19 protein-coding genes, 1 tRNA gene and 2 pseudogenes are annotated in these 24,147 nt (G+C 56.5%); 14 read left to right on the top strand and 8 right to left on the bottom strand.

Annotated features, from left to right (window positions below; genetic code table 11):
* The first annotated feature begins 1 nt into the window (after position 1).
* The 4 genes from FEZ21_RS16115 to FEZ21_RS16130 all read left to right on the top strand — a co-directional run bounded on the left by FEZ21_RS16115 (position 2) and on the right by FEZ21_RS16130 (position 6,121).
* A complete protein-coding gene (locus FEZ21_RS16115) occupies positions 2-613 on the top strand; it encodes a response regulator transcription factor (protein ID WP_238839960.1) in 612 nt (203 codons plus the stop codon).
* Positions 614-677: 64 nt separating this feature from the next.
* The gene (locus FEZ21_RS16120; protein ID WP_160627833.1) at positions 678-3,827 is read left to right on the top strand and encodes an ATP-binding protein; all 3,150 of its coding nucleotides are present in this window, start codon (positions 678-680) and stop codon (positions 3,825-3,827) included.
* Positions 3,828-3,960: 133 nt separating this feature from the next.
* The gene (locus FEZ21_RS16125; protein WP_010656899.1) at positions 3,961-4,857 is read left to right on the top strand and encodes an EAL domain-containing protein; all 897 of its coding nucleotides are present in this window, start codon (positions 3,961-3,963) and stop codon (positions 4,855-4,857) included.
* A 487-nt stretch (positions 4,858-5,344) separates the two neighbouring features.
* Positions 5,345-6,121 carry a hypothetical protein gene (locus FEZ21_RS16130; protein ID WP_156428476.1) on the top strand — a complete coding sequence of 259 codons (777 nt, stop codon included), beginning with the start codon at positions 5,345-5,347 and terminating at the stop codon, positions 6,119-6,121.
* A gap of 286 nt (positions 6,122-6,407) precedes the next feature.
* Here the strand turns inward: FEZ21_RS16130 and FEZ21_RS16135 are convergent, their stop codons facing one another.
* A complete protein-coding gene (locus FEZ21_RS16135) occupies positions 6,408-7,496 on the bottom strand; it encodes a hypothetical protein (protein WP_003446085.1) in 1,089 nt (362 codons plus the stop codon).
* Between the two features lie 725 nt (positions 7,497-8,221).
* Here FEZ21_RS16135 and FEZ21_RS16140 point away from each other — a divergent pair.
* Together FEZ21_RS16140 and FEZ21_RS16145 are read left to right on the top strand one after the other, a co-directional pair.
* Positions 8,222-8,989: an NAD(P)-binding domain-containing protein gene (locus FEZ21_RS16140; protein WP_160627834.1), complete on the top strand. Its 768-nt coding sequence runs from the start codon at positions 8,222-8,224 to the stop codon at positions 8,987-8,989.
* Between the two features lie 683 nt (positions 8,990-9,672).
* Positions 9,673-10,989, top strand: coding sequence for an MFS transporter (locus FEZ21_RS16145; RefSeq protein WP_127196453.1), 1,317 nt, complete (start codon positions 9,673-9,675; stop codon positions 10,987-10,989).
* Positions 10,990-11,173: 184 nt separating this feature from the next.
* Here FEZ21_RS16145 and FEZ21_RS16150 read toward each other — a convergent pair whose 3' ends face one another.
* The 3 genes and pseudogenes from FEZ21_RS16150 to FEZ21_RS16160 form a co-directional block, all read right to left on the bottom strand.
* Positions 11,174-11,554 (bottom strand): hypothetical protein, encoded by a 381-nt coding sequence (locus FEZ21_RS16150; protein ID WP_373683734.1) that lies wholly within the window; start codon positions 11,552-11,554, stop codon positions 11,174-11,176.
* A gap of 203 nt (positions 11,555-11,757) precedes the next feature.
* Positions 11,758-12,309, bottom strand: coding sequence for a hypothetical protein (locus FEZ21_RS16155; RefSeq protein WP_160627835.1), 552 nt, complete (start codon positions 12,307-12,309; stop codon positions 11,758-11,760).
* A 240-nt stretch (positions 12,310-12,549) separates the two neighbouring features.
* Positions 12,550-12,831: pseudogene (locus FEZ21_RS16160) on the bottom strand (hypothetical protein); the annotation flags it as partial.
* Positions 12,832-12,862: 31 nt separating this feature from the next.
* Between FEZ21_RS16160 and FEZ21_RS22675 the strand changes: the two are divergent.
* Positions 12,863-13,003: pseudogene (locus FEZ21_RS22675) on the top strand (integrase); the annotation flags it as partial.
* Between the two features lie 76 nt (positions 13,004-13,079).
* On the opposite strand, the gene FEZ21_RS16165 reads toward FEZ21_RS22675, so the two are convergent.
* A tRNA-Cys gene (locus FEZ21_RS16165) sits at positions 13,080-13,153 on the bottom strand.
* A 213-nt stretch (positions 13,154-13,366) separates the two neighbouring features.
* On the bottom strand, positions 13,367-13,930 hold the full coding sequence (locus FEZ21_RS16170) for a helix-turn-helix domain-containing protein (RefSeq protein ID WP_003446096.1): 564 nt from the start codon (positions 13,928-13,930) through the stop codon (positions 13,367-13,369).
* A gap of 111 nt (positions 13,931-14,041) precedes the next feature.
* Here FEZ21_RS16170 and FEZ21_RS16175 point away from each other — a divergent pair, with 111 nt between their 5' ends.
* From FEZ21_RS16175 to FEZ21_RS16205, 7 genes are all read left to right on the top strand, one after another.
* Positions 14,042-14,953 (top strand): DMT family transporter, encoded by a 912-nt coding sequence (locus FEZ21_RS16175; protein ID WP_178092383.1) that lies wholly within the window; start codon positions 14,042-14,044, stop codon positions 14,951-14,953.
* A gap of 179 nt (positions 14,954-15,132) precedes the next feature.
* Positions 15,133-18,063 (top strand): monovalent cation/H+ antiporter subunit A, encoded by a 2,931-nt coding sequence (locus FEZ21_RS16180; RefSeq protein ID WP_160627838.1) that lies wholly within the window; start codon positions 15,133-15,135, stop codon positions 18,061-18,063.
* The gene (locus tag FEZ21_RS16185) at positions 18,063-18,407 is read left to right on the top strand and encodes a Na+/H+ antiporter subunit C (protein ID WP_003446102.1); all 345 of its coding nucleotides are present in this window, start codon (positions 18,063-18,065) and stop codon (positions 18,405-18,407) included. The genes FEZ21_RS16180 and FEZ21_RS16185 overlap by 1 nt, the downstream gene beginning before the upstream one ends.
* Complete coding sequence (locus FEZ21_RS16190; RefSeq protein ID WP_003446105.1) at positions 18,404-20,089, top strand: monovalent cation/H+ antiporter subunit D; 1,686 nt, start codon at positions 18,404-18,406, stop codon at positions 20,087-20,089. Before FEZ21_RS16185 ends, FEZ21_RS16190 begins: the two co-directional genes overlap by 4 nt.
* Entirely contained in the window at positions 20,086-20,574 is a 489-nt protein-coding gene (locus tag FEZ21_RS16195; protein WP_003446107.1) for a Na+/H+ antiporter subunit E, read from the top strand. The genes FEZ21_RS16190 and FEZ21_RS16195 overlap by 4 nt, the downstream gene beginning before the upstream one ends.
* Positions 20,571-20,849 carry a K+/H+ antiporter subunit F gene (locus FEZ21_RS16200; protein WP_003446108.1) on the top strand — a complete coding sequence of 93 codons (279 nt, stop codon included), beginning with the start codon at positions 20,571-20,573 and terminating at the stop codon, positions 20,847-20,849. The genes FEZ21_RS16195 and FEZ21_RS16200 overlap by 4 nt, the downstream gene beginning before the upstream one ends.
* Entirely contained in the window at positions 20,846-21,217 is a 372-nt protein-coding gene (locus FEZ21_RS16205; protein ID WP_003446109.1) for a Na+/H+ antiporter subunit G, read from the top strand. Before FEZ21_RS16200 ends, FEZ21_RS16205 begins: the two co-directional genes overlap by 4 nt.
* Before the next feature lie 115 nt (positions 21,218-21,332).
* Here the strand turns inward: FEZ21_RS16205 and FEZ21_RS16210 are convergent, their stop codons facing one another.
* Entirely contained in the window at positions 21,333-22,823 is a 1,491-nt protein-coding gene (locus FEZ21_RS16210; protein WP_127196449.1) for a DASS family sodium-coupled anion symporter, read from the bottom strand.
* A gap of 175 nt (positions 22,824-22,998) precedes the next feature.
* The gene (locus FEZ21_RS16215; protein ID WP_003446114.1) at positions 22,999-24,030 is read right to left on the bottom strand and encodes an Ldh family oxidoreductase; all 1,032 of its coding nucleotides are present in this window, start codon (positions 24,028-24,030) and stop codon (positions 22,999-23,001) included.
* Between the last annotated feature and the right edge of the window lie 117 nt (positions 24,031-24,147).

Raw genomic sequence — 24,147 nt, forward strand, 5'->3', positions numbered from 1 at the left:
ATTGATCGTCGATGATCATCCGGTTATTTGCATGGCCATCCGTAACGCTCTCGATGAGATCGGGTTCGAGACCGTTGGCGAGACGGCCGATGGGGTCGATGCCTTGCAAATGATCGATTCCCTTAAGCCAGACCTGGTAATTCTGGATATAAGTCTTGAAAAAATGGACGGGCTTACGGTGTTACAACGAATCGCCCGGGAAAAACTCGATACCCGGGTGCTCGTATTCACCTCACAGATGAAAGAGGCTTATGCCACTCGCTGCTTTCAAGCCGGAGCGAGCGGATTTGTGAGCAAACACGAACCTATTAGCCAACTGATCAAGGCGATCAATACCATCGCCGATGGCTATGTGTTATTTCCAAGGGATGCCATGCCGATCTACTCTGGCGGTGCTCAAACAGTTGCCGCGGGCGACCTGGGCAATCTTACAGATCGCGAGATGCAGATCCTGAAGTTGCTGGCCGAGGGCTACTCCAACCGTGACATCGCAGCCAAACTCAACCTTAGTAGCAAGACGGTCAGCGGCCACAAGGTCAACCTTCTGATGAAACTCAGCGTGACCTCAGTGGTCGAGTTGGCGAACATTGCCAAACAGCACAACCTTATTTGACCTTGACGTGAAATCGACAATATCCCGACTCGGCGCCTTCGTTCTACTCACTATTTTGTCCTGTATGCCGGTCAGGTCCGAGACGGGCGATCTACAGCCCACCGCGCGACAACAACTGGATAACATTAAAGTCCAGCCCGACGATGTTGAGCGGGCCTGGCTCGATCAAAAGCAAGCGCTGATAGTCGGCGTGACCAGTGATTCCTTGCCGCCGTACCGCATCTTTAGTGAACACAATAGCTTTGAAGGACTTACCGCGGATTACCTGGCTGCTTTGCAGAGCGAACTGGCGATCGAGATCAAGGTGCGCCCGTTCACCACGGCCAATGCCGCCTTTGACGCCCTGCGTCAAGGGCAGATAGATCTGGTGGCCACCGCCACCTCGCAGGAGGCCAGCCATTTTGGCGTGCAACTTACGCCACCTTACGGGCAGTCAGAGCTGGCCCTCTTCGCAGACGGGGGGGATCTTCACGAATACAGCATCAGTGACCCCAAATTGCGCATCGCTGTGGCTAACAGCGCTGCGCTCTCGATGTACAGGCGCAACGGCGGCCAGGGGGCTTTCATCATGTATGCCACCCCCCTTGCAGCGATGGCATCGGTACTGACCGGTGATAATGACGTCTACCTCGGTGACACGCTCTCGACCTACTACCTGTCCAGCCAGCTATTCAGTGTGCAGTTTGAAATCAACCAGAGCACGCGCCTGCCCAAGGTGGATCTTTCTTTTGCCCTTGCAGCCAACAATCCGGTACTGGCTGGCCTCCTGAAACGCGGGCTGGGAAGTATCACGCATCGCCAGATGAACAATGCCCAGTATTTCTGGGGCGACTTTGAGAGTGGTGATCTAAGTGATTTTCGCCTGCACCTCAGCAACGCGGAACGCACCTGGATCAGCAATGCCGGGGTAGTCAACATTGCGATCAGTGAAGATCTTGCCCCTTACGCTTTTTTCAACAGCAATGGTCGCTTGAATGGCATTGCTTCAGATTTATTGGGCATCATTCGGCGAAAGACCGATATTCACCTCAAGATTATCCGTGTCAGCTCGTTGAGCGAAGTCAACGCTTTGCTGAACACTGGCAAGGCAAGTCTTGGCATCTTGACAGAGCCCAGTGAGTCTTCACTGTCATATCTGCATACCCGAACTCTGGCTGTCGCGCCCTACCTGTTTGTGATGCGCCGCAATGATCAAGCTCAGCTGGAAGCACAAAGCACTGCACCCGTAGCAGTTGCAAAAGGCTATCTGCAAAATGCGCTGATTGCCCGGCAATATCCCCATGTACGGATAGTCAATACCGAAACCATGGGCGAGGCGTTCAATCTTGTCCGTGACGGTAAAGCTGATTTTGTCCTGGCACCTGCCAACGTAGCGCGCTACTACCTCTCCTACAAATACGAATCAAGCCTGAAAATCGGCGGCATCCTCAATGTTGAGGATGCAAAAATCGTGTTCGCCGCCCCTGGAAACCATCCGGAACTGATCTCGATCATCAACAAGGCCATGATTGAAATCCCTCCGCGCAAGAACCTGCAGATCATCGGACTCTGGCGCGCCAATTCAGCTACCGATGAAAAGTACTGGGAAGGAATCGCCTCTAGTATCTGGAGATCTTTCGAGGTATTGGGCGCCCTGCTGGTGGTAGCCGGCCTGCTGATTGTGGTTCAACGCCGTCGCATTCTGAGAAAACGTCACGACCTTGAGCAGCGACAATTACTGCTGGACGAACTGCAGGTCGCCAAGGAGTCCGCGGAAAAGGCCAGCCGAAGCAAATCAGTCTTCCTGGCCACCATGAGCCACGAAATCCGCACCCCCCTCAACGCTATCATCGGCATGCTGGAACTGGTGCTCACTCGCAAGGACAACGCCGAACTCAACACGCAGTCCGTACACATAGCCTACGAGTCAGCGAATCACCTGTTAGCCCTGATCGGCAGCATTCTGGACATATCGCGCATCGAATCAGGAAAGCTTAGCCTGTCGCCTGAACCCACCCGCATCAAGGAACTACTGGAATCGACAAGCAATGTATTTTCCGGCCTGGCCCGGCAGAAACGCTTGTACTTGCGCCTGGACATCGCCCCGCTGGCCACGGAGCTGGTTTGGGTGGACGCGCTGAAGGTCAAACAAATCATCTCCAACCTCCTGAGCAATGCGATCAAGTTCACCGAACAGGGTGGCATCGAAATTCGTTGCCAGGTCAGCCCCGCGAGCAAAACCTCTCTACAGGTTGTTATAAGCGTGAGCGACACCGGGGTTGGCATCCCGGCGGCGCAAATTGATCAGATATTCAACCCCTTCTTTATTACCCGGGATGCGATCAACGATCCCAATGCTGGCGCTGGCCTGGGCCTGGCAATCTGTAAAGAGCTAAGCAACTTTATGGGGGGGCATCTGGAGGTAGAAAGCGATACGAAGTTCGGCACTCAGATGACATTCAGCATAGTGCTTGAGTGCGTCAGTGCCGAGACCCATGTCACTTCCCCGGTGTCCGGGTCGACTGCGGACAAAAGCCTCGATGTAGCCTTGACCCTATTGATTGTCGAGGACCACCTGCCGAGCCAGTACCTGTTGTACCAGCAACTCTCCTACCTGGGTCATCGTGTGGTAACCGCCAGCAATGGCCTTGAAGGCCTGGCGATGTGGCAAGAAAATGAAATCGACATTGTGCTCACCGATGCCAACATGCCGCAGATGAGCGGTATCGAAATGACCCAAAGCATCCGCCGGCTGGAGCAATCCCGGGGCGTTCGCCCGTGCATCATCATTGGACTGACCGCCGATGCCCAACGCGAAGCGCTTGAGCGCTGCCTGGCCAGCGGTATGGATCATGCGCTGACCAAGCCAATCACCCTGGCCGACCTGAACCGCTGGATCCCCAAGCTCGACACAGACGAGCAACAACTCAAAAATTTGCCGTCGTCGACGAGCACTATCCACGCGGCCTTGGCCGAACAGGTGATCGAAAGCAACAACAGCGAACTCGAAGCCTTGCAACGTGCATTGGACAAGGAAGACCTGAAGGAAATGGAACGCGTTGCGCACAAGCTCAAAGGCACCGCGTACATGCTCAACCACTCAGGACTACTGGAACAATGCATTGAGGTCGAAGAACTGTGCGCTGATGGAATGATGTCCATTAATACACTTGAAGCTGTGACGACCCTGATGCAGTCACTGGAGGCAATCAACCAGGCACTGCGACCGAGCTGATGTTCCGGGCTGGCGCCGAGAGTTATCTGCGCGCAGTTCCAGAAAAATCTCGGCAAAAATACAGATTCGTCTTTCGTGTCGCCAGGGTGGGGTCGCTTAGGCTCAGAGGCATACCCATTCAGGCTGCCCCACCATGCAAAAAACCTCATTGCACGCGCTCGTTGCGAGCCACACCTACCAACCAAAGCAAGCTCTGCAAAACCGGCCGGACAGTTCAAGCGCTCCGAAAAAACCAGCCCGACTGCCCAGTGCCGGGGAGGTAAAACGTGGTCTTCTACGCAGAGAGTTCAATGCGTACCTACAACCCAAATTCGATTTGCACACTGGTCAGGTCGACTCGGTGGAAGTCCTGGCACGCTGGCATCACCCTCTGTATGGCGTACTCAATCCAGCAACCTTCATTGCACTGATGGCCCGTGAAAAATGGCTCGATACACTGCTATTCGAATTGTTGGAGCAGAGCCTGGCCTTTCAGCTAAAGCTACTGGAACAAGGCAGATTCATAGGCATGGCATTCAACCTGTCTCTTGATCAATTGATGAGTGATGCACTCATCGAACGCCTGGAGACCCGCTTGCGCCAGCACGCGCTGCCACTCTCGTCCCTCACCTTCGAAATCACCGAGGACGGGGTCGGCGAAGCTTGCGCTGCCAGCGTTAAACAGCTGATTCGCCTGCATCATTTAGGTGTACGGCTGTCAATTGATGACTTCGGAACGGGCTATTCGTCACTCTTGCGCCTTTGCCAGGTACCGTTCAGTGAAATCAAACTGGCTGAAGAATTCACCCGATTTATCGATGGTCCCGGCCGGTACATTGCAGCCATTCGCCACACTGTAGCGCTGGCCGCCGAAATGGGCATGCATCTGGTAGTGGAGGGTATTGAAACCGCAGCTCAGCACGATCAGCTGTATGGGATGGGAGTCCAGTTTGGTCAGGGGTTTTTGTGTGCTAAACCGATGCCGATCGCTGTATTCGAAAACTGGATACAAAACCCATACCCATGCTCCCGGTCAACCGCAAGAACCTGATTCAGGACAGCCCTGACTTTCGGGCAGGTGTCAGCAGGCACAGCGAAATTCTGCTGTGACAAGGCGCTATGTTGGTGAGCAGAATTTGGCGAATGATCTACTCGTGAAAGAGTGGCGCTTTCGCGCCTGGTTCTGCAGTGCCAGAACCCGGTTTTTTCAGACAGCCTCTGCAATGCTGATGTTTGAAGCACGATCGGTAGCTCCCTATGTCAATCAAGAAATACCTTGCCCTGTCTAAAGAATTGTCTCGGATCCTTGTGCTCACCTGACTCGTATAATTGGCAGCCGCCCCTTGCCGCTACGGAGCGACATGCAAGGTGAGCCGGACGTGATATCTCGACAACATATTGAGCGCGGTTTGATCAGCGCAGCGCAAACTGCTATTTGAAATTTGAACAACATTCCACTCGAAATTCGATAGGGCACCGAGAACTATTAAACAGGTACGCAACACTGATTATCGATTGCTTAAAAACCAAGGAAGCTCATGTATCTACCAATCCTGAATGCCGTATTAATCATGCTGCTGCTCGCCCCTCTACAGTCAACGGCAGCTATCATTCGGGTGTCTGAAACAGGGCCTGGGTGTGGAAAACCAATGAGAGCAGGTTTATGTACCGGAACCATCTTATCCATCGACATCATGAGTGGTGAGATCAGGGATATTAATAGTAACAATCCCGTGCCGGGCTATCAGTTCTTCAGACTTTCGCGCCCCTACGCTTTTTTTGAATGCAACACGGCTGGCACATCAGGTTGCCCTCGTCTTAATTTCATATGCCGTACTGAAGCAGAGGCAAGAGCCACACTTCAAAGCCTGGTGGGAGCTTCCATAAATCGGGTCAGTGCACCTGTGACAACTCGTGAATCTCTCGACTTCCGTTGTTTGAAGCCCGGAAGCTATGGTTGGTTCCAGCTCTCATACGATATTGCGACGACCCCTCCCATCCCACCGCCAGTCACATGCTCAGCAACTGCGACCAGCATATATTTAAGGGGTACAACCACTGAAGTTAATGCAGGCGGGGCTTATACTTATATCGAGTGCAGCGAAAACACTACCGTCAGCCTGCAGATCCCCAATCAGGGAGAAGTAGATTTGACAGGCGCGGGTACAGTTGTACTGGGTATCGCCGACGGCGGCTCTTCTGCAACACTCGATGTTCGAGGTTCCAGCCCGGTATGGATAAAGGCTTCTTACAAGGGACGTAAACCGCCTGGAACATATAGTGGATCGACAATACTTCAACTTAATGTTCTTTGATTCATTTAGTGAATTGGCGGACAAATTCTTTCTGAGGGTTTTGCACAACACGACACATCGCCGGCAGGTCGCCGTTACTACCATTAAGTATTTCCATCGAATGCAGTAAATACAGTGCTCGGCCGCCTGCAGGTCTTAGACGTGGCATTCGCAGGGTGGAAAAATGGCGATGTCGGCCTTTGGAAATCTCCAGGCAATAAAAACCCCGCTCGAGGCGGGGTTCAATCAAAGAGTCAGCGCTGGATCTACTGCCGTGCCTGCGAACGATTGCCCACAGGTTCAAGGGTCAGGAAACAGCTTCCAGCGCAGCTTTTTGCGCCTTGGCAATGGAGCGGCTGCGTAGCCAGTTGAAGCAAATAGCGAGAATCAGGGCGAAGCCGACATAGCCCAACAGTGGGTAGACAGTGCCTACTAGCTTGCTGAAGCCACCCAGGCTCAAGGCCAGGCCTATGCATACCGTGACTGCGCTAATCAACTTGAAGCGGCTGGTTTCAGGCTTGGCGAAGCGGGCGCTGAATGCAAAGAACATCCCCACCGCTGTGCTGTAGACCATGCAAACCAGTGCCACCGACATCACCACCGAAAGGATCGGCGAGATACGCCCTGCCAGTGCCAGGGAAGGCATTTCGATGCCTTCCAGCTGGTTGATGTTGGCAAACAGGCCGATGTTCAACAGCAGGATCAACGCACCCAGACCGAGACCACCGAGTACGCCACCCAGTGCGGCAGCCTTGGGTTGCTTGGTCATGCCACCAATGACAGCCAGCATCGGGAAGCCTACGGCGATGTTGAAAGACGCGTACAGCAAGGCACCCACAAACCAATTGCCAGAAACTGTTTCGTTGTTCTCACGGGCAACCGCGTCGAGGGTCTCGATCGGGGCGTTGTAACTGAAGATCGAGTAAGTGGTGATGATAAGCACCATCGCCAACAGGAAAGGCATTACCGCGCTGATCAGGTCGATGATGCGCTTCACGTTCATGCACAACGTGGCGATCACCAATACCGTCATCAATACGCCACCGAACAAGGGCGGCAGATCGTACTGCTGGGCAAAGATCGAACCGCTGCCGGCCAGCATCACTACACCGACGCCGTACAGGAAGAAGGACAGCACCACATCGACGACCAGGCCGATGCGCGCACCGAACAGAATGTAGAGAACCTCCTTGTGCGAGCTCGCCTGCATCTTCGAGCTCATTCGAGCGATCTGCATGCCGAGGAAGGCAAACATCAGGCCGCTGACCAGAGTGCCGACAATACCTATAAGCCCATAGCCGGTGAAAAACTGGAGTACCTCCTGCCCGGAGGCAAAACCACCACCAATCACGACGGACATGTAAGCAAGGGCAATCTGGATCGATTGTTTATTCATTAAACTATTTCTCATTCTTAGACTTATTAGATGCATGGGAATAGAGATGCAGTGCCGGCCTCTTCTTTCCATGGAACGACTCGCTCTGGGCAGCAGCGCAAATCAGTGCGATTTGTTGTGCTGCCCGGGTGTACGGACGCCGCCCGCAGTATAAGAACTGTCGGGCAGCTTTTTTCACCATATAAGCCGATATATCCAGTGATAAACCTCGGTAAAAATACGATTGGCACCACTAATCTCTCAAACATGGCGATAATGACCGCACAACCACCTGAAACATTCAGAAACAAGTAGTGATTTATAAATCAAGGACTTAGCGCACGACCACAGAATGCGCGGCCAGAGACTTGGCGCCCGCAGGCGAAAGGGCCGGTCAGGCACCGCGTGTACCTGTTCTGGATCAGACCTTGAATACCGTTGTCGCATGCGGGGTTAAGCATGCGATCGCTGCGGCTGCGCGAGTGCAACCCAGTAATGCCGACAAGCCCGGATCCCCTCCCCGCAGAGGCGACTCGCCCATCCCGAGTGAGCGACTGGCTTGGGTGAAGCTGTAATTTTGCTTGAGTACGAGGTCAGCGGCAGAGGGTTGAAGATGTCCAGGTGCTCTGGGCAGCGTTTCATGATTGGCCAGAGATGAAGGCTTTGGGTCGACTGGCCCTCCGGGGCAGGCTGCCACCCAGTTATCGTGAGACACTCTCTATTTGCTCAACACAGGAGAAGGCAGCGTGCTGAACATTGGAATTCTGGGTGTTGGCGAACTGACGGAGAAGATCGTTATTGGTTTGCGCCGAAGCGGGTTTTCCGGGAGGGTTTTGCTTTCACCGCGCAATAATGATCGTGCCCGAGAGCTATCCAGGCTCTGGGCCTGTGAGATTGCGCAGAACAACCAGGGTGTGGTCGATGACAGCGACCTGTTATTTCTGGGCGTGCGACCCGATGCTGTTGAGCAACTTGCCAATGAGGTACGACTCAAGCCCGAACAGACGCTGGTTTCACTCGTAGCGGGTATGAGTATCAGCGAGCTGGAACAAAGCTTTCCCAAAGCTCGGCACGTGCGGGCGATGCTGTCCTATGCCGCTCAGATCAACCAATCAACTGTTGTCTTGACCCCAGGCGGCCAGCCTCATGAGAGCTTGCTCGGCGCCCTTGGATCATTGGTCGTGATCGACCAGGAGGACGCATTTGAGCTCGCCACCGTTGCGGCGTGCATGAATGGCTGGTTTTATTTCTTCCTCGGTGATCTTCAAGAGTGGTTTACCGGGAAGGGCCTCTCCCATGAACAGGCAGCACAGTTGGTGATGGGCAATATGCAGGATTGTCTGTCCAGTGCACGGCACCAACCTGACGTCAGCCTGGAAGCTCTGGGAGGCAGTATCGCAACACCTGGTACCTACACTTACGCCGGGTTAGAAAAGCTTCGAAAGAATGGGGCAATGCTGGCTTGGAGAGAGGCATGTGATGAGGTGTTCGCGCGCCTGAAAAAGGACGCTTAGCATCAGCGTTCGCTGATGCCTGCTCATGGCCGATAGTGTTGAAAAAGTTGCACCGCTCAAACTGCCCGGAAATCGACCGGCGACAACTCCGTTTCTGCACGCGGCGACGAGAAAGCTGAGGCTGAGAGCCTCAGCCAAAAGTAAGGATTTGAATCTCGGATTGCATACGCCTCTGCCGTGGAACCCAAGGCCGACTTTACAACAGGATCGGCCGAAAGCAGCCTGACCGGACTACAAGACAGGTCGACACCACCCTCCCCTTGTAACAGGACTCCTACTTGTCCAAACAATATGGTTATCCAGGATGGCAGCATCGGGGATGACTAAAAGTTATCACTCAATCAGCAAGTGTCATTAGGCAGCAGCCTTTGGAAAAAATACAGTAACGCCCACGCGGTTTCTGAAGAACCGCCTACAACAATCGGGCAAAGTTCGGGTTACTTGGATAGCGCTGCCACCCGAGACCAAATTCACCAGCAGAAAGTAGACGATCAGGCGGTCCGACCCACAACCCTAAGATTTTTCAGTGGGGGGGTTAAAGGTGGTCGCACGAAGGCAGACAAGGCCGGCGATCATTCGGGATGGTTCTACAAGGGCACCTGTCGCTTTGCGCGTAAAGGCAGGTGCAGTGGCACTCTCATGCTCTGTGCAACACCTTAAAAACAATAACCAATAGGTGCACCATGACTGCTGAAACCCTCTCGACCGCGCAATCGCGGGTCGAATTGCTGGACGATGTCCTATACCGCAAAGTGAACTGGCGGATCATACCGCTGTTTATTATTTGTTTCCTGTTTGCTTACCTGGATCGCGTCAATATCAGCTTCGCCAAATTACAGATGCAAAGTGATTTGGGATTCAGCGACACCGTTTATGGTCTTGGCGCGAGTCTGTTTTTTGTCGGCTACTTTCTGTTTGAAGTACCGAGCAATATTCTGCTTCACAAGATCGGTGCCCGGGTCTGGATTGCGAGGATCATGGTGAGTTGGGGCATTGCCTCGGCGTGCATGATGTTTGTGAGCGACGAGTTCTGGTTCTATACCCTGCGTTTTCTTATTGGTGTAATGGAAGCAGGGTTTGTGCCGGGCGTACTGTACTACTTTACCCAGTGGTATCCAGGTAATCGCCGGGGTCGGGTCAATGCCTATTTCAAGAGCTCGATCTGCCTGTGCGGAATCGTCGGAGGACCCTTGGCGGGCTTCATTCTGGGGCATTTCGACGGGATGTATGGCATGGCAGGGTGGAAGTGGCTGTTCCTGCTTGAAGGTTTGCCTTCGATAGTACTGGGCGTTGTGGTGCTGTGGCTGTTGAGTGACAAGATCGAAGATGCGTCGTGGCTAACGGCAGACGAAAAGCGCGTGCTGCTTGAGCGTATGGCGAGCGAGCCCAAACCTGATTCCTCCAGCCGCTTTTCGGATATCTGGAAGCACCCGGTCACCTACGTGATGTCGGCCATTTACCTTTGCCTGGTCATGGCCTTGACCGGCTTGTTGTTCTGGATGCCGCAATTGATCAAAAGCGCCGGGGTGGCGGATACCTTCGATATTGGCTTGTTGACTATGATCCCGTATCTGATCGCGGCGGTAGGAAACCTGCTGATTGGCAGCAGCTCGGACAAACGTGGCGAACGTCGCTGGCATATGGCCGGTTGCGCGTCATTGACTGCTGGGGGTTATTTACTCTGCGCTTGGTTTCCTGGTCAGCTGTTGCCCCTGATGGCTGGGATGAGCATGATTCTCACCGGGATCATTGCCTGGATGCCGATTTTCTGGACCATTCCACCGCGTTTTCTCACCGGACTGGCAGCCGCAGCCGGGATCGCCTTGATCAACTCATTGGGCCAATTGGGCGGAATTATCGCCCCCTTCATGGTAGGGCGGATCAAAGACCTGACGGGTAGTGCAACGCCTGCCCTGTACATGCTCAGTGCCGTCTGCGTACTGGCCACTGTACTGGTGATATGGGGGATCCCTGCCCGCTACTACCAAGTGAAGCAATGAGCCGTTCAATTGGGTTGGACCTGGAACCCCCTCTGCTGATTTGAGTCTCCAGTTTTCGGACCATGCACACAGAAGCCTTGTGCACTTTTCCTGTGCCCCAGGCCGCAAACACAGGAAGGAACTAACCGGCCTCGGACTGACTCAGCACAGTGCCGGTTGGACCTTTTACGTAATTGCATGGACTTCACTCCCAGCTGCTTCTGAAAGGCCGCGGTGAATACATTTGCGGGCCTGCTATTGGCCGCTTGCTGACTACCATAACGCCGCCGGCGCCGGTGGTGGCTTGCACTCCTCCACTACCATTTGAGCCGATGGCGTCGAGCAGGACTGACAGCCGCAGGTCAGCAGTAGCAAGGCGATCACGCAGGCGTGCTTGTTGGGTTTGTTCATCGCTCAGGGCTCGGTAACGGGCTTGGTCGCTGGCTGCCAGCCATTGCTCCAGGGCAAAGCGTTTATCTTGCTCCTCGAGGACCACTGCTGAGTTTGCATTGGCCATATTAGCTAACTCCAATTGATGGGCAGCGCTTAGGTCGGCCAGTTGTTCTCCGTAGCGCCATGCGTCCACTTTCCATAACGACCTTGACCAAAAAAAAGCTGAAGCGTTGGCGTTGACCTGTTGCCAGCCAACGAAGGACTTTGATTGGTACTCAGTGGGGAATGTGGAAAACCAGGGGCCCGAGCTGGTCAGGCCGCTGAAGTCTTAACACGGGAATTTGCAGTGGCAGAGGTACTTCGCAGATTTAATGCATACTTCTTAACAGACTCGCTTTAACGCCCTTTTTTTACTCCATAACAGAATATATGCCCGTATTTATTTCCTGGAGTACCATCAGGCTTTAATGCCTCCTCAGCACAACGGTAGCCAAGTTCAACCATTCTGCTTTTGGCTACATTCCTGTACTGAGTGGAACCAGAATAAAAAACAATCTTTCCGCCTGGTTTCAAAAGTTTGTCAGCTGCATCGATCCACAAACGTATATGCTGATCCGAAAAGGGCTGAGCTGGCCCGCGATTAAGATACTCAAAATCAACTTGATCAAATCTTCCGTAGCCATACTGGCCTAACTCGGTCCCCTGAAACGTTACCAGATCAATGACCAGATCAGCACCCGCATCAGCGCTAACGTCCAAAGTAAAGTCTCTACTGTGAGCCCTACCCAGAGAGCAGGCAATGCCAGGTATCGTCATTGCACCGCTTCCCATGGTTACGTGCTGGGGAGTGGTGCCACAACCGACTATGAGCACTTTCCGAGAGTTGGCCGGCCGGCCCAGATATTCGAGTACTGACCAACGACCACGCACTGCACTATCCAAAGGCATCAATATTCCTTAGTTTAAAAATAACACTCTAAAAAACTATTTACACATCATTCAAACACCAACAAGCGCGAGCACGGTACAGCAAGCAAACCTCAACACAATAAGAACACTCCTAAACACCAAGCCTCTAGTTGGCTTTTGGTTATAACTGATAGCCAACTAACGTCCTGAAACTGCAGGCATTAGTGCGATATCGATACTTGGATTGAACGCTTAAGCTCCCAGTGTCAGTCACTACTTTCATTTCTTGCCTGAAACCTCTTTTGCGAAGGCCTGACAAGCCTGCAGCGCGATCAGTCCTTGATCGTCGTCGCCGGTGATCCCGATAATTCGTTGAGCATGCTCTGGGGCAAGTTGGGCTCTCGCGGTTCCATAAACCACGCCGCCGGCGCCGGTGGTGGCTTGCACTCCTCCACTACCATTTGAACCGATGGCGTCGAGCTGGACTGACAGCCGCAGGTCAGCAGTAGCAAGGCGATCACGCAGGCGTGCCTGTTTGGTTTGTTCATCGGCCAGGGCTCGGTCAACTTCTTCAGCCCTCACTCGTACTGCGCAGTTTCGTGATATCAGGCCAAAGGCTGCGTCGGGAGTTGCAGATATTTCGGAGGCGAGCGCGCTTCTTGGGCACTCAAAAGAATGGATTACGGAACGGATTTACCGGCGTATCGGAGCAGTCGCCAAGCCCGCAAAGTGAAGTAGTTATGCAACACTTCACTTTCCTGCGGCCAATAAAAAACCCCGCAGACCTTGATCTGCGGGGCTTTCGAATGTGGAGGCCGAAGCCGGAATCGAACCGGCGTGGGCGGATTTGCAATCCGCTGCATAACCATTTTGCTATTCGGCCAATTGTGCGTGACACTTCATGAGAAACATCAAATACAAAGGTTGCTGCTGCGATTTTATCGCTACAAGCATTTGATTCTTCAGCGATTCAGGTTGTTGCCCCGAGCTGATGGCGCGCATTATGTACTAGAAGATCGAAGCTGGCAACCCCCTGAATTCTAATAATTTTTAGTTATTTGACCAGCCCTCGCCATGGCTCGCCCGACGCCTGCGCTCATATCACTACGTTACGGATAAAGCGCACAACCACGTCGCCTTCGTTTCTGTAGGAGTGCGGTTTATTGCTGGCGTACATGTAGAACTCTCCAGCGCTGAAACGTAATGCCTGTTCGCTTATGACCAGGGTCAAACACCCTTCGAATACGTACAGCTGTTCACTCCAACCCTCGGCATCGGCTTGGGACTGGTATTCCTCGCCCGGTTCCAGGGTCCATTCCCACAGCTCTACTTCTCTTGAAGCTACAGCCTTGGCTAATAACACGGCCTTGCTTCCCGGGGCGGTACCTGTCCAGGCCACTTCATTGATGCGGCTCGGGTCGGCAGAGCCCGGTGCCTGGATCAAGTCGCTGAAAGCTACATTGAGCGCTTCGGCGACCCGGTCCAGGGTGCTGAGGCTGACGTTCTTTTCGCCCGCCTCTATAGCTACCAGCATCCGCCGACTTACTCCCGACAACTCGGCCAGTGCACTTTGGCTGAGGTGTGCGACCAGCCTCAGGCGCCGGACGTTCTGGCTGACGTGTTGTAACACCGACGCACGTTGTGAATTTTCTTTGGGCACTATATTGCTCACCTTGTGGGACTGCGCAGTATACTGCTCAGCTTTGACGCATTGTGCGTCTCTCTTCCGGCAGCGTGCAAGGCTATGACAACGTTGAAACCTTCAAAATTGATGTCTTTGACCTCCCGTTTCAGCAAGGCCGAATGTGTGCTGGTGCTGATTACCATGGTTTGGGGCGTCACTTTTCTATTAGTGCAGCATGCACTGACGTCCAGCGGACCGATGTTTTTTGTGGGGCTGCGCTTTGCTGCCGCCGCGCTGATTGTTTCTCTGTTTTCAATTCGCAGTCTGCGCGGCATTACCCTGTTTGAACTCAAGGCCGGGGTGTTTATCGGGGTGTCTATCATGCTCGGTTATGGCTTGCAGACCATTGGCCTGCAGTCTATTCCCAGTAGTCAGTCGGCTTTTATTACAGCGTTGTATGTACCTTTCGTACCGCTGCTGCAGTGGTTGGTGCTGGGACGCCGACCCGGGCTGATGCCAAGTCTGGGTATTGTCCTGGCGTTCACCGGGCTGATGCTGCTGTCAGGCCCGAGCGGTGCGTCCCTTGACTTCAGCCCTGGCGAGATCGCGACACTGATCAGCGCCATCGCCATAGCGGCAGAAATAATCCTGATCAGCGCCTATGCTGGCAAAGTCGATGTTCGACGGGTCACGGTGGTGCAACTCAGTACTGCGTCGATTCTGGCTTTCCTGATGACTATTCCTACCGGTGAGACCGCTCCCGATTTCTCATGGCTTTTGTTAGCCAGCGCCGTAGGCTTGGGCGCTGCAAGTGCGGTAATTCAGGTAGCAATGAACTGGGCCCAGAAGAGCGTTTCCCCCACCCGCGCCACGCTCATTTATGCAGGTGAACCGGTGTGGGCCGGCATCGCCGGACGTCTGGCCGGGGAGCGTTTGCCGGGTATCGCCTTGTTGGGTGCGGTATTGATTGTTGCAGCGGTGATCGTCAGTGAGTTAAAAACAAAGGGTAAAGCGCCCGACCCGTTGGAAGACAAGCAAGGCAATGAAGCATGCGACTGAAGCGCACGCGCTGATACTGAAAGCAAAGACTCACACTCTGGAGTGTTCATACAGGGAAGATGCCGCGCCGCGCCACTTGCGTTTGCACACATTTTGTAGGATTCATCTACAGCTTCTTTGTTGGTGATATACAAGTCGCCACGTATGATCGCTCACAAACTCCTGCAGATTAGAAGCCTATGTCCCTGATAGTTCTACTGCTTCTGCCATTTATCGGCAGCTGTCTGGCGGCTGTTTTGCCGCACAACGCACGTAACAGTGCATCACTGCTGGCCGGTCTGATTGCTCTGATCGGTACCATTCAAGTAGCCCTGCTCTATCCGCAAATTGCCCATGGCGGGGTGATTCGCGAAGAGTTCATGTGGCTGCCCAGTCTCGGCCTGAATTTTGTGCTGCGGCTGGACGGTTTCGCCTGGCTGTTCTCGATTCTGGTGCTGGGCATCGGCACGTTGGTGTCGCTGTACGCCCGTTATTACATGTCACCCGAAGACCCGGTGCCGCGCTTCTTTGCTTTTTTCCTGGCGTTCATGGGCGCCATGCTCGGCCTGGTGGTGTCCGGCAACCTGATCCAGATGGTGTTTTTCTGGGAGCTCACCAGCCTCTTCTCTTTCTTGCTGATTGGATATTGGCACCACCGCTCAGATGCCCGACGCGGCGCCTATATGGCGCTGATGGTTACCGGTGCGGGCGGATTGTGCTTGCTGGCGGGGGTCATGCTGCTTGGCCATGTCGTCGGCAGCTACGATCTGGATGCAGTGCTGGTCGCCGGCGACAAGATTCGCGCCCACAACCTGTATCCCGTTCTGCTCCCGCTTATCCTGATCGGCGCCCTGAGTAAAAGTGCGCAATTCCCGTTTCACTTCTGGCTGCCCCACGCGATGGCAGCACCCACTCCGGTTTCGGCTTATCTGCACTCGGCAACCATGGTCAAGGCCGGGGTGTTCCTGCTCGCCCGGCTCTGGCCCTCGCTGTCGGGCAGTGAAGAGTGGTTCTGGATTGTCAGCGGCGCCGGGGCCTGCACCCTGGTGCTGGGCGCCTATTGCGCGATGTTTCAAAACGACCTTAAAGGCTTGCTGGCCTATTCAACCATCAGCCACCTTGGCCTGATTACCCTGCTGCTGGGCCTCAACAGCCCACTGGCGGCGGTCGCTGCGGTGTTCCACATTCTCAACCATGCGACCTTCAAGGCGTCGCTGTTCATGGCGGCAGGCATCATCGACCACGAAAGTGGTACTCGGGATATTCGCAAGCTCAGCGGCCTGTTCAGACTCATGCCCTATACCGCGACCCTGGCCATGGTGGCCAGCGCCTCGATGGCAGGTGTACCGCTGCTTAACGGGTTTCTGTCCAAAGAGATGTTCTTCGCCGAAACCGTGTTCATCAACTCCACGGCCTGGGTTGAGATTGCCCTGCCCGTAATCGCAACCATCGCCGGTACATTCAGCGTGGCCTATGCCCTGCGCTTTACCGTTGATGTGTTTTTCGGTCCGCCGCCCACCGACCTGCCCCTGACTCCCCACGAGCCGCCACGCTGGATGCGGGCCCCGGTGGAGCTGCTGGTGTTCACCTGCCTGATGGTCGGGATCTTCCCGGCACAAACCGTCGGCCCGTTGCTGGCGGCTGCCGCGCAACCGGTGGTGGGCGGCGAACTGCCTGAATACAGCCTGGCGATCTGGCACGGCCTGAATGCACCGATGATCATGAGCCTGATCGCAATGTCCTGCGGCATCCTGCTGTATGTGGTGCTGCGTAAACAGCTCAAACTCGGCCGTTATCCGCTGCCGCCGCTAATCACGTATTTCAATGGCAAGCGTTTCTTCGAGCGCTGCCTGGTGGTGATCATGCGCTGGGCGCGCCGCATTGAGCGACGCATCAGCACTCAGCGCCTGCAAACCCAGCTGTTCGTGTTGATTCTGGCTGCCGTGATCGCGGGCCTGATTCCGATGCTCTACAGCGGCCTGAGCTGGGGCGACCGGCCGAAAATACCGGGGTCGACTGTGTTCGTGACCCTCTGGCTGCTGGCTATAGCCTGCGCCCTGGGCGCTGCCTGGCAAGCCAAATACCACCGTCTGGCAGCCCTGACCATGGTCAGCGTGTGCGGCCTGATGACCTGTGTGACCTTTGTCTGGTTCTCCGCACCTGACCTGGCGCTGACCCAGCTGGTAGTCGAAGTGGTCACCACGGTCCTTATCCTGCTCGGGTTGCGCTGGTTGCCGCGGCGGATAGAAGAAGTCTCGCCACTACCGGGGACATTGCGCAAAGCGCAGATCCGCCGTTTGCGTGACTTGCTGCTGTCGGCCGCAGTCGGCGGCGGTATGGCCATGCTGTCCTACGCCATGCTCACCCGCCAGACCCCGAACGACACGTCGTCTTTCTACCTGAGCCGGGCTTTGCCGGATGGCGGCGGAAGCAATGTGGTGAATGTGATGCTGGTGGATTTCCGGGGCTTCGACACCCTGGGTGAAATCACCGTGCTGGCAGCCGTGGCACTCACCGTTTTTGCCCTGCTGCGTCGCTTCCGCCCGCCCAAAGAGAGCATGCAGCTGCCTTCCCAGCAGCGTCTGCTGGCCAAGGACGTAATGACCGATCTGGTCAACCCGCGCAGTGCCAGCGACACCGCCCTGGGCTTCATGATGGTGCCCGCGGTACTGGTGCGCCTGCTGTTGCCGATTGCCTTCGTGGTGTCGATGTATCTGTTCATGCGCGGCCACAACCAGCCGGGCGGCGGCTTTGTTGCCGGCCTGGTGATGTCCGTGGCGTTCATCTTGCAATACATGGTGGCAGGCACCCAGTGGGTCGAGGCTCAAATGAGCCTGCGGCCGCTGCGCTGGATGGGCACCGGCCTGTTGTGCGCCACCCTCACCGGTCTCGGCGCAATTCCTCTGGGCTATCCGTTCCTGACCACCCACACGGCACACTTCAGCTTGCCGCTGCTGGGTGACATCCATATCGCCAGCGCCCTGTTCTTTGATATCGGCGTTTATGCCGTCGTGGTCGGCGCCACGCTGCTGATCCTCACGGCACTGGCTCACCAGTCGGTCCGGGCCCATCGCCCGAGCAATCAGCCTGCCTCTCAACCCGCCACTCTACCCAGGACGGGAGCTGCCTGATGGAAGAAGTCATCGCTATCGCAATCGGCGTACTCGCCGCGTCCGGAACCTGGCTGGTGCTGCGCCCGCGGACCTTCCAGGTGGTCATGGGCCTGTGCCTGCTGTCGTACGGGGTCAACCTGTTCATTTTCAGCATGGGCAGCCTGTTTATCGGCAAGGAGCCGGTGATCAAGGACGGCGTGCCCCAGGACCTGCTCAACTACACAGACCCGTTGCCCCAGGCCCTGGTACTCACCGCAATCGTCATCAGCTTTGCCATGACCGCCCTGTTTCTGGTGGTCTTGCTGGCCTCCCGGGGCCTGACCGGTACCGACCACGTCGATGGCCGGGAGCCTAAAGAATGAATTTGATGCCGCATCTGATCGTCGCGCCCATTCTGTTACCGCTGCTCACCGCAGCCTGCATGCTGTTGCTGGGAGAAAAACGCCGCCCGCTCAAAGCCCGGATCAACCTGATCTCGACTTTTATGGGCCTGGGCATCTCCGTGCTGTTGTTGCTATGGACCCAGCAGCAACCGCTGCCGTCAGCGATTGGCGTGTACCTGCCCAGCAACTGGCAAGTACCGTTCGGGATCGCCCTGGTGGTTGATCGCCTGTCGGCGCTGATGCTGGTGTTGACCGGCATCATCGCCAGCTGCGCGCTGCTGTTCGCCATGGCCCGCTGGGACCGCGCCGGGGCCAGCTTCCACGCACTGTTCCAGATCCAGCTGATGGGCCTGTACGGTGCCTTCCTGACCGCCGACATCTTCAACCTGTTCGTGTTTTTCGAAGTATTGCTGGCCGCCTCCTACGGACTGATGCTCCACGGCTCCGGCAAGGCCCGGGTGTCTGCGGGCCTGCACTACATCTCGATCAACCTGCTGGCGTCATCCCTGTTCCTGATCGGTGCGGCATTGATTTATGGCGTCACCGGCACCCTGAACATGGCCGATCTGGCGCTGAAAATCCCGCTGGTGCCCGAGGCAGACCGCGGCTTGCTGCATGCCGGCGCCGCCATTCTGGCCATCGCCTTTCTGGCCAAGGCCGGCATGTGGCCGCTGAACTTCTGGCTGGTTCCGGCCTACTCGGCAGCCAGTGCCCCGGTCGCCGCCCTGTTCGCGATCATGACCAAAGTCGGCATTTACACGGTTCTGCGCTTGTGGACCCTGCTGTTTTCCGGTCAGGCCGGAGCGTCGGCCTACTTTGCCGGTGACTGGCTGATATACGGCGGCATGGCGACCATCGTCTGTGCTGCCATTGCCATACTGGCCGCCCAACGCCTTGAGCGGATGGCCAGCCTGAGCATTCTGGTGTCGGCGGGCATCCTGCTGTCGGCCGTGGGTTTCGCCCAACCCAACCTGACCGCTGCCGCGCTGTTCTATCTGGTCAGCTCTTCCCTTGCCTTGTGCGCCTTGTTCCTGCTGGCCGAGCTGATCGAACGCTCGCGCTCCTCCAACGAGATGCTGCTTGAGGACGATGCCGGGCAACTGCCCGCCCTGATGGAGTCGTTGAATCCGCCGCGGGGCACCAATCTGGATGACGAGCAAAAAGCCGTGGTCGGCCAAATCATTCCCTGGACCATGGCCTTCCTGGGCCTGAGCTTTATCGCCTGTGCCCTGTTGATTATCGGCATGCCGCCGCTGTCCGGGTTCATCGGCAAGCTCGGCCTGCTCAATGCCCTGCTTAACCCGGCGGGCCTGGGCAACACCGCTGACGCTCCAGTCTCGACCGCTGCCTGGGGCCTGTTTGCGCTGCTGATCTTCTCGGGTCTGGCCTCTTTGATTGCCTTCGCGCGCATGGGTATCCAGCGCTTCTGGACACCCATCGAGCGCCCGTCGCCGCTGCTGCGTCGCTTCGAATACCTGCCCATCGTGTTGTTGATCGGACTCTGTGTGGTCCTGACGTTCAAGGCCGAGCCCGTATTGCGTTATACCCATGATGCCGCTGACACCCTGAACAATCCCGAGCGCTATGTGATGGCCGTTATCGGCACCCGCCCGGTACCCGGCCCCGAAGCCAAAGCGGCGCTACAGGAGGTACAACCATGAAGCGCCTGTTTCCGGCTCCCTGGCTGTCACTTGCGCTGTGGCTGCTGTGGCTGGTGCTCAACCTGTCATTGAGCGCCGGCAATCTGCTGCTTGGTGCTGCGCTGGGCTTTCTGGCCCCGTTGATGTTCGCGCCCCTGCGGCCGCTGCCCATCCATATTCGCCGGCCCGGCGTGGTCATCAAGCTGTTCTTTGTGGTGGGCCGCGATGTGGTGGCATCCAATATCGCAGTCGCCCGGGGCGTGCTCATGGCCGGCAAGAAACCGCCCCGCTCACGCTTCATCAAGATCCCCCTGGATCTGCGCGATGCCAACGGCCTGGCCGCCTTGTCGATGATTACCACCGTGGTGCCCGGCACTATCTGGTCGGAGCTGGCGCTGGACCGCAGCGTACTGCTGCTGCATGTGTTCGACCTGGATGACGAAGCGCAGTTTATCCGGCATTTCAAAGACACCTACGAACGCCCCCTGATGGAGATCTTTGAATGAGTGCCCTGCTCTCCAATGCCATCCTCACCAGCCTGTTCCTGTTCAGCCTGGCGATGGTCCTGACCGTGATCCGGCTGTTCAAGGGGCCGTCGGCCCAGGACCGGGTTCTGGCGCTGGACTACCTGTATATCCTCGCCATGCTGGTGATGCTGGTACTGGGTATCCGTTATGCCAGTGACACCTACTTTGAGGGCGCACTGCTGATTGCCCTGTTCGGCTTTGTCGGCTCTTTTGCACTGGCCAAATTCCTGCTGCGTGGCGAGGTGATCGAATGAATTCAGTCAGCGAGTTATCGCTCTGGATCGAAATACCGGTGGCAGTGCTGCTGGTTCTGAGCAGCCTGTTTGCCTTGTGCGGTGCTATCGGGCTGCTGCGCCTGAAAGACTTTTTCCAGCGCATGCACCCGCCGGCACTGGCCTCGACCCTGGGCGCGTGGTGCGTGGCACTGGCGTCGATCCTGTACTTCTCGGCACTCAAATCGACACCGGTGCTGCACGCCTGGCTGATCCCGATTTTGCTGGCGATTACCGTACCGGTGACCACCTTGCTGCTGGCGCGCACCTCGCTGTTCCGCAAGCGCATAGCGGGCGAAGATGTACCGCCCGAAGTCAGCAGTGGCGGACGCAGCGAAGGCGGAAACTAACCCGGGCCTGGGGGAGCGAGCTTGTCTCGCGATGTTTTGGGCGTCGCGAAGAAGAGCTCGCGAGCAAGCTCGCTCCTACAGGCAAGCCCGCTCCTACAGGTGAGCTCGCTTCTGCTTACATCCAGCCCAGCCAGCTCCAGTAGGTTGCGCCAAACAGCAGCATCAGCAAATAACCCACCGCCGTGACGATCAGCCCGACCTTGGCGAATTGTTTGGCGGTGAAGGTTTGCGTGCCCAGGCACACCATGTTTTGCGGAGCGTTGATCGGCAGGATAAACCCGTAGCTGACCACAAAGCCCAGAAGCATGGTCATGCCCAACCGGTTGAATTCACCCGGCAAGGTTTGCAGCACTGCAATCAGAATCGGCAGCAAGGCCGAGGTCAACGCAGTCGCACTGGCAAACCCCAGGTGAATCAAAATCAGGAACGCCCCCAGAATCGCAAAGATCCCCAGCGGCCCCACTTGATCCAGCCCGGTGTGGTTCACCACCTGCGCCCCCAGCCATTGCCCGGCCTGGGTGGTGAGCAAGGCGGTACCAAGACTGATCCCGACCCCGAATACAATCACCGTGCCCCAGGGGATTCGCGACTGCACGTCTTTCCAGGTCATCACTCCAAAACGCGGCAACAGCAAAAATACCAACCCGGCGTAGGTGGTCGAGGTGGTGTCGAAACTGTGCAGCTTGCCTTCGGTGGCCCAAGCCAGCAGCAAGGCCACAGAGACCGCCATCAGACGTTTCTGTGGCCCGGTCATCGGCCCCAGTTCGGCCAGGGACTTTTCGACCGCTTCTTTGCCGCCGGGAATGCTGTCGCTTTCGGGAGGCAGCAACTTGAGCACCACAAACAGCAACACCCCCGACATGATGATGGCCCAGGGCGCCCCGGCAATCAGCCAGTCGAGCCAGTTCACCCGCGCGCCCAGCATCTTGTCCATAAAACCCACGGTCAGCAGGTTCTGCGCTGCTGCGGTTTGAATCCCGACGTTCCAGATACTGGTGCCCTGGGCCACCACAATCATGATTCCTGCTGCGATATTCGAGCGCTTGTCCACGCCAAAAGCCAAGATCACCCCCATCATGATCGGCACCACACAAGCGCTGCGGGCCGTGGCGCTGGGTACCACCAGGCTGAGCAGGATGGTGACCGCAATCGCCCCCAGCAGGATGCGTCGGGTGCTGGTACCGATACGTGACAGGGTGACCAGGGCAATACGCCGGTCCAGCCCGGTATGGGTCATGGCCGCCGCGATAAACAGCGCACCGGCCACCAGCGCCAGCGCGGCATTGGAGAAACCGGTCAGGGCCATGGTGATGCCGGCAGAAGTGCCGTAAAGCTGCGACGGGTCTTGCAGGGTGGGCGCCATGCCAATCAGAAACGCCATCAGCGACGTGATCATGATGGCGCTGGCTTCATAGGACACCGCCTCGGTGATCCACACCACCACGGCAAACGCCAGAATCGCCAGCATGCGGTGGCCGGCAACCGGTAGATCGGCAGGCAATGGCAGCAGCAAAATACCTATCATCACCAGGACCGCAATCACCAGGCCTATGGGCAGTTTTGCTTTCGCCGTTACAGGCTCCGGGGTGGTTGCAGGGGCATTCATGGCCAGTTCCTTATGCTTGAAGTCCTGTGCAGCATAGGCCCGTGGCGCAAGGGAGGTGTTGATGCTTGTCAGCTGTATCTATATGCAGGAGCGAGCTTGCTCGCGAGCTTTTGGGTCGTAACGACCAAGAGCTCGCGAGCAAGCTCGCTCCTACGGGGTTTGGGTGTGCGGGGTATTACTGCGCCAGTGCGCGCAATCTGGCCAGTTCTTCGGCAGCCATCGGGATCCCTTCGCCCACCGATTTGGCGCGCTCGATAAAGCGCCGATCACCCGGCATGCGCTCAAGACCCACGGCATGCATCTGGCGCACCAGTTCTGCGCTGCGCTGGGCGAAGCTGTTACCGCCGGACTTGGTCGGGTCGATGACGATCAACAGTTGTCCGGTCCAGGGGGTTTGCGCACCGGGGTGTTGCTTCCAGTCGAACTCGAACGAGAAGTTGCCACCGGTCAACGCTGCCGCCAGCAGTTCGACCATCATCGACAGCGCCGAACCTTTATGCCCGCCAAAGGGCAGCAAGGCACCTCCGTCCAGAATCTCTTTCGGGTTTTGCGTCGGCTCGCCATGCTTGTCCACCCCCATGCCGGCCGGCAGGCTGTGGTCCTTGCGCGCGGCAATTTGTACATCGCCGTGGGCAATGGCACTGGTGGCCAGGTCAAAGACGATCGGGTGGCCGCCGGCACAGGGGGCGGCGAAGGCAATGGGGTTGGTACCGAACAGCGGCTTTTGCGCACCATGGGGCACCACGCAGGTCATGCTGTTGACCACGCTCAATGCCACCAGGCCTTCTTCGGCAAACGGCTCGACATCGGGCCAGAGCGCCGCAAAGTGATGGGAGTTGCGGATCGCCAGCACTGCAATCCCGGCACTGCGGGCCTTTTCCACCAGCAATTCACGCGCCGCTGCCAACGCCGGTTGGGCAAAGCCGTTGGCCGCATCCACGCGGATAAAGCCCGAGGCCACGTCTTCAACCTGCGGCACGGCCTGGCCGTCGACCCAGTTACTTGCCAGGGAGGCCAGGTAACCCGGGATACGGAACACACCGTGGCTGTAGGAACCGTCGCGCTGAGCCCGGGCGCAGTTGTCTGCCAATACCTGCGCCACGGCCCGGGAGGTGCCGTGACGCTCAAAGATCTGTTGCAGCAAGGCGGTCAGTTCGCTGAGGTTCAGCGACTCCATAGCCTGGGACGAGGTAGCGGGCTGGGACATTCTGGCGCTCCAATCTAGTTATTTTTATGCTCGGCCAACTATCCTGCGATGACAGTTATCTGTCAATTCTTGACTTAATGACAGAAAACATTCACTTTCTGCAACGCGCTGAAACAA

It is taken from the genome of Pseudomonas sp. 9.1(2019) (assembly GCF_009910445.1).
Classification (GTDB): Bacteria; Pseudomonadota; Gammaproteobacteria; order Pseudomonadales; family Pseudomonadaceae; genus Aquipseudomonas; species Aquipseudomonas paraversuta.

Bases quoted from the DNA above. Each gene is read 5' to 3' on its own strand.
- FEZ21_RS16120 (WP_160627833.1), top strand. From the start codon at position 678: ATGCCGGTCAGGTCCGAGACGGGCGATCTACAGCCCACCGCGCGACAA.
- FEZ21_RS16125 (WP_010656899.1), top strand. From the start codon at position 3,961: ATGCAAAAAACCTCATTGCACGCGCTCGTTGCGAGCCACACCTACCAA.
- FEZ21_RS16130 (WP_156428476.1), top strand. From the start codon at position 5,345: ATGTATCTACCAATCCTGAATGCCGTATTAATCATGCTGCTGCTCGCC.
- FEZ21_RS16135 (WP_003446085.1), bottom strand. From the start codon at position 7,496: ATGAATAAACAATCGATCCAGATTGCCCTTGCTTACATGTCCGTCGTG.
- FEZ21_RS16145 (WP_127196453.1), top strand. From the start codon at position 9,673: ATGACTGCTGAAACCCTCTCGACCGCGCAATCGCGGGTCGAATTGCTG.
- FEZ21_RS16155 (WP_160627835.1), bottom strand. From the start codon at position 12,309: ATGCCTTTGGATAGTGCAGTGCGTGGTCGTTGGTCAGTACTCGAATAT.
- FEZ21_RS16175 (WP_178092383.1), top strand. From the start codon at position 14,042: ATGTCTTTGACCTCCCGTTTCAGCAAGGCCGAATGTGTGCTGGTGCTG.
- FEZ21_RS16180 (WP_160627838.1), top strand. From the start codon at position 15,133: ATGTCCCTGATAGTTCTACTGCTTCTGCCATTTATCGGCAGCTGTCTG.
- FEZ21_RS16185 (WP_003446102.1), top strand. From the start codon at position 18,063: ATGGAAGAAGTCATCGCTATCGCAATCGGCGTACTCGCCGCGTCCGGA.
- FEZ21_RS16190 (WP_003446105.1), top strand. From the start codon at position 18,404: ATGAATTTGATGCCGCATCTGATCGTCGCGCCCATTCTGTTACCGCTG.
- FEZ21_RS16195 (WP_003446107.1), top strand. From the start codon at position 20,086: ATGAAGCGCCTGTTTCCGGCTCCCTGGCTGTCACTTGCGCTGTGGCTG.
- FEZ21_RS16200 (WP_003446108.1), top strand. From the start codon at position 20,571: ATGAGTGCCCTGCTCTCCAATGCCATCCTCACCAGCCTGTTCCTGTTC.
- FEZ21_RS16205 (WP_003446109.1), top strand. From the start codon at position 20,846: ATGAATTCAGTCAGCGAGTTATCGCTCTGGATCGAAATACCGGTGGCA.
- FEZ21_RS16210 (WP_127196449.1), bottom strand. From the start codon at position 22,823: ATGAATGCCCCTGCAACCACCCCGGAGCCTGTAACGGCGAAAGCAAAA.
- FEZ21_RS16215 (WP_003446114.1), bottom strand. From the start codon at position 24,030: ATGTCCCAGCCCGCTACCTCGTCCCAGGCTATGGAGTCGCTGAACCTC.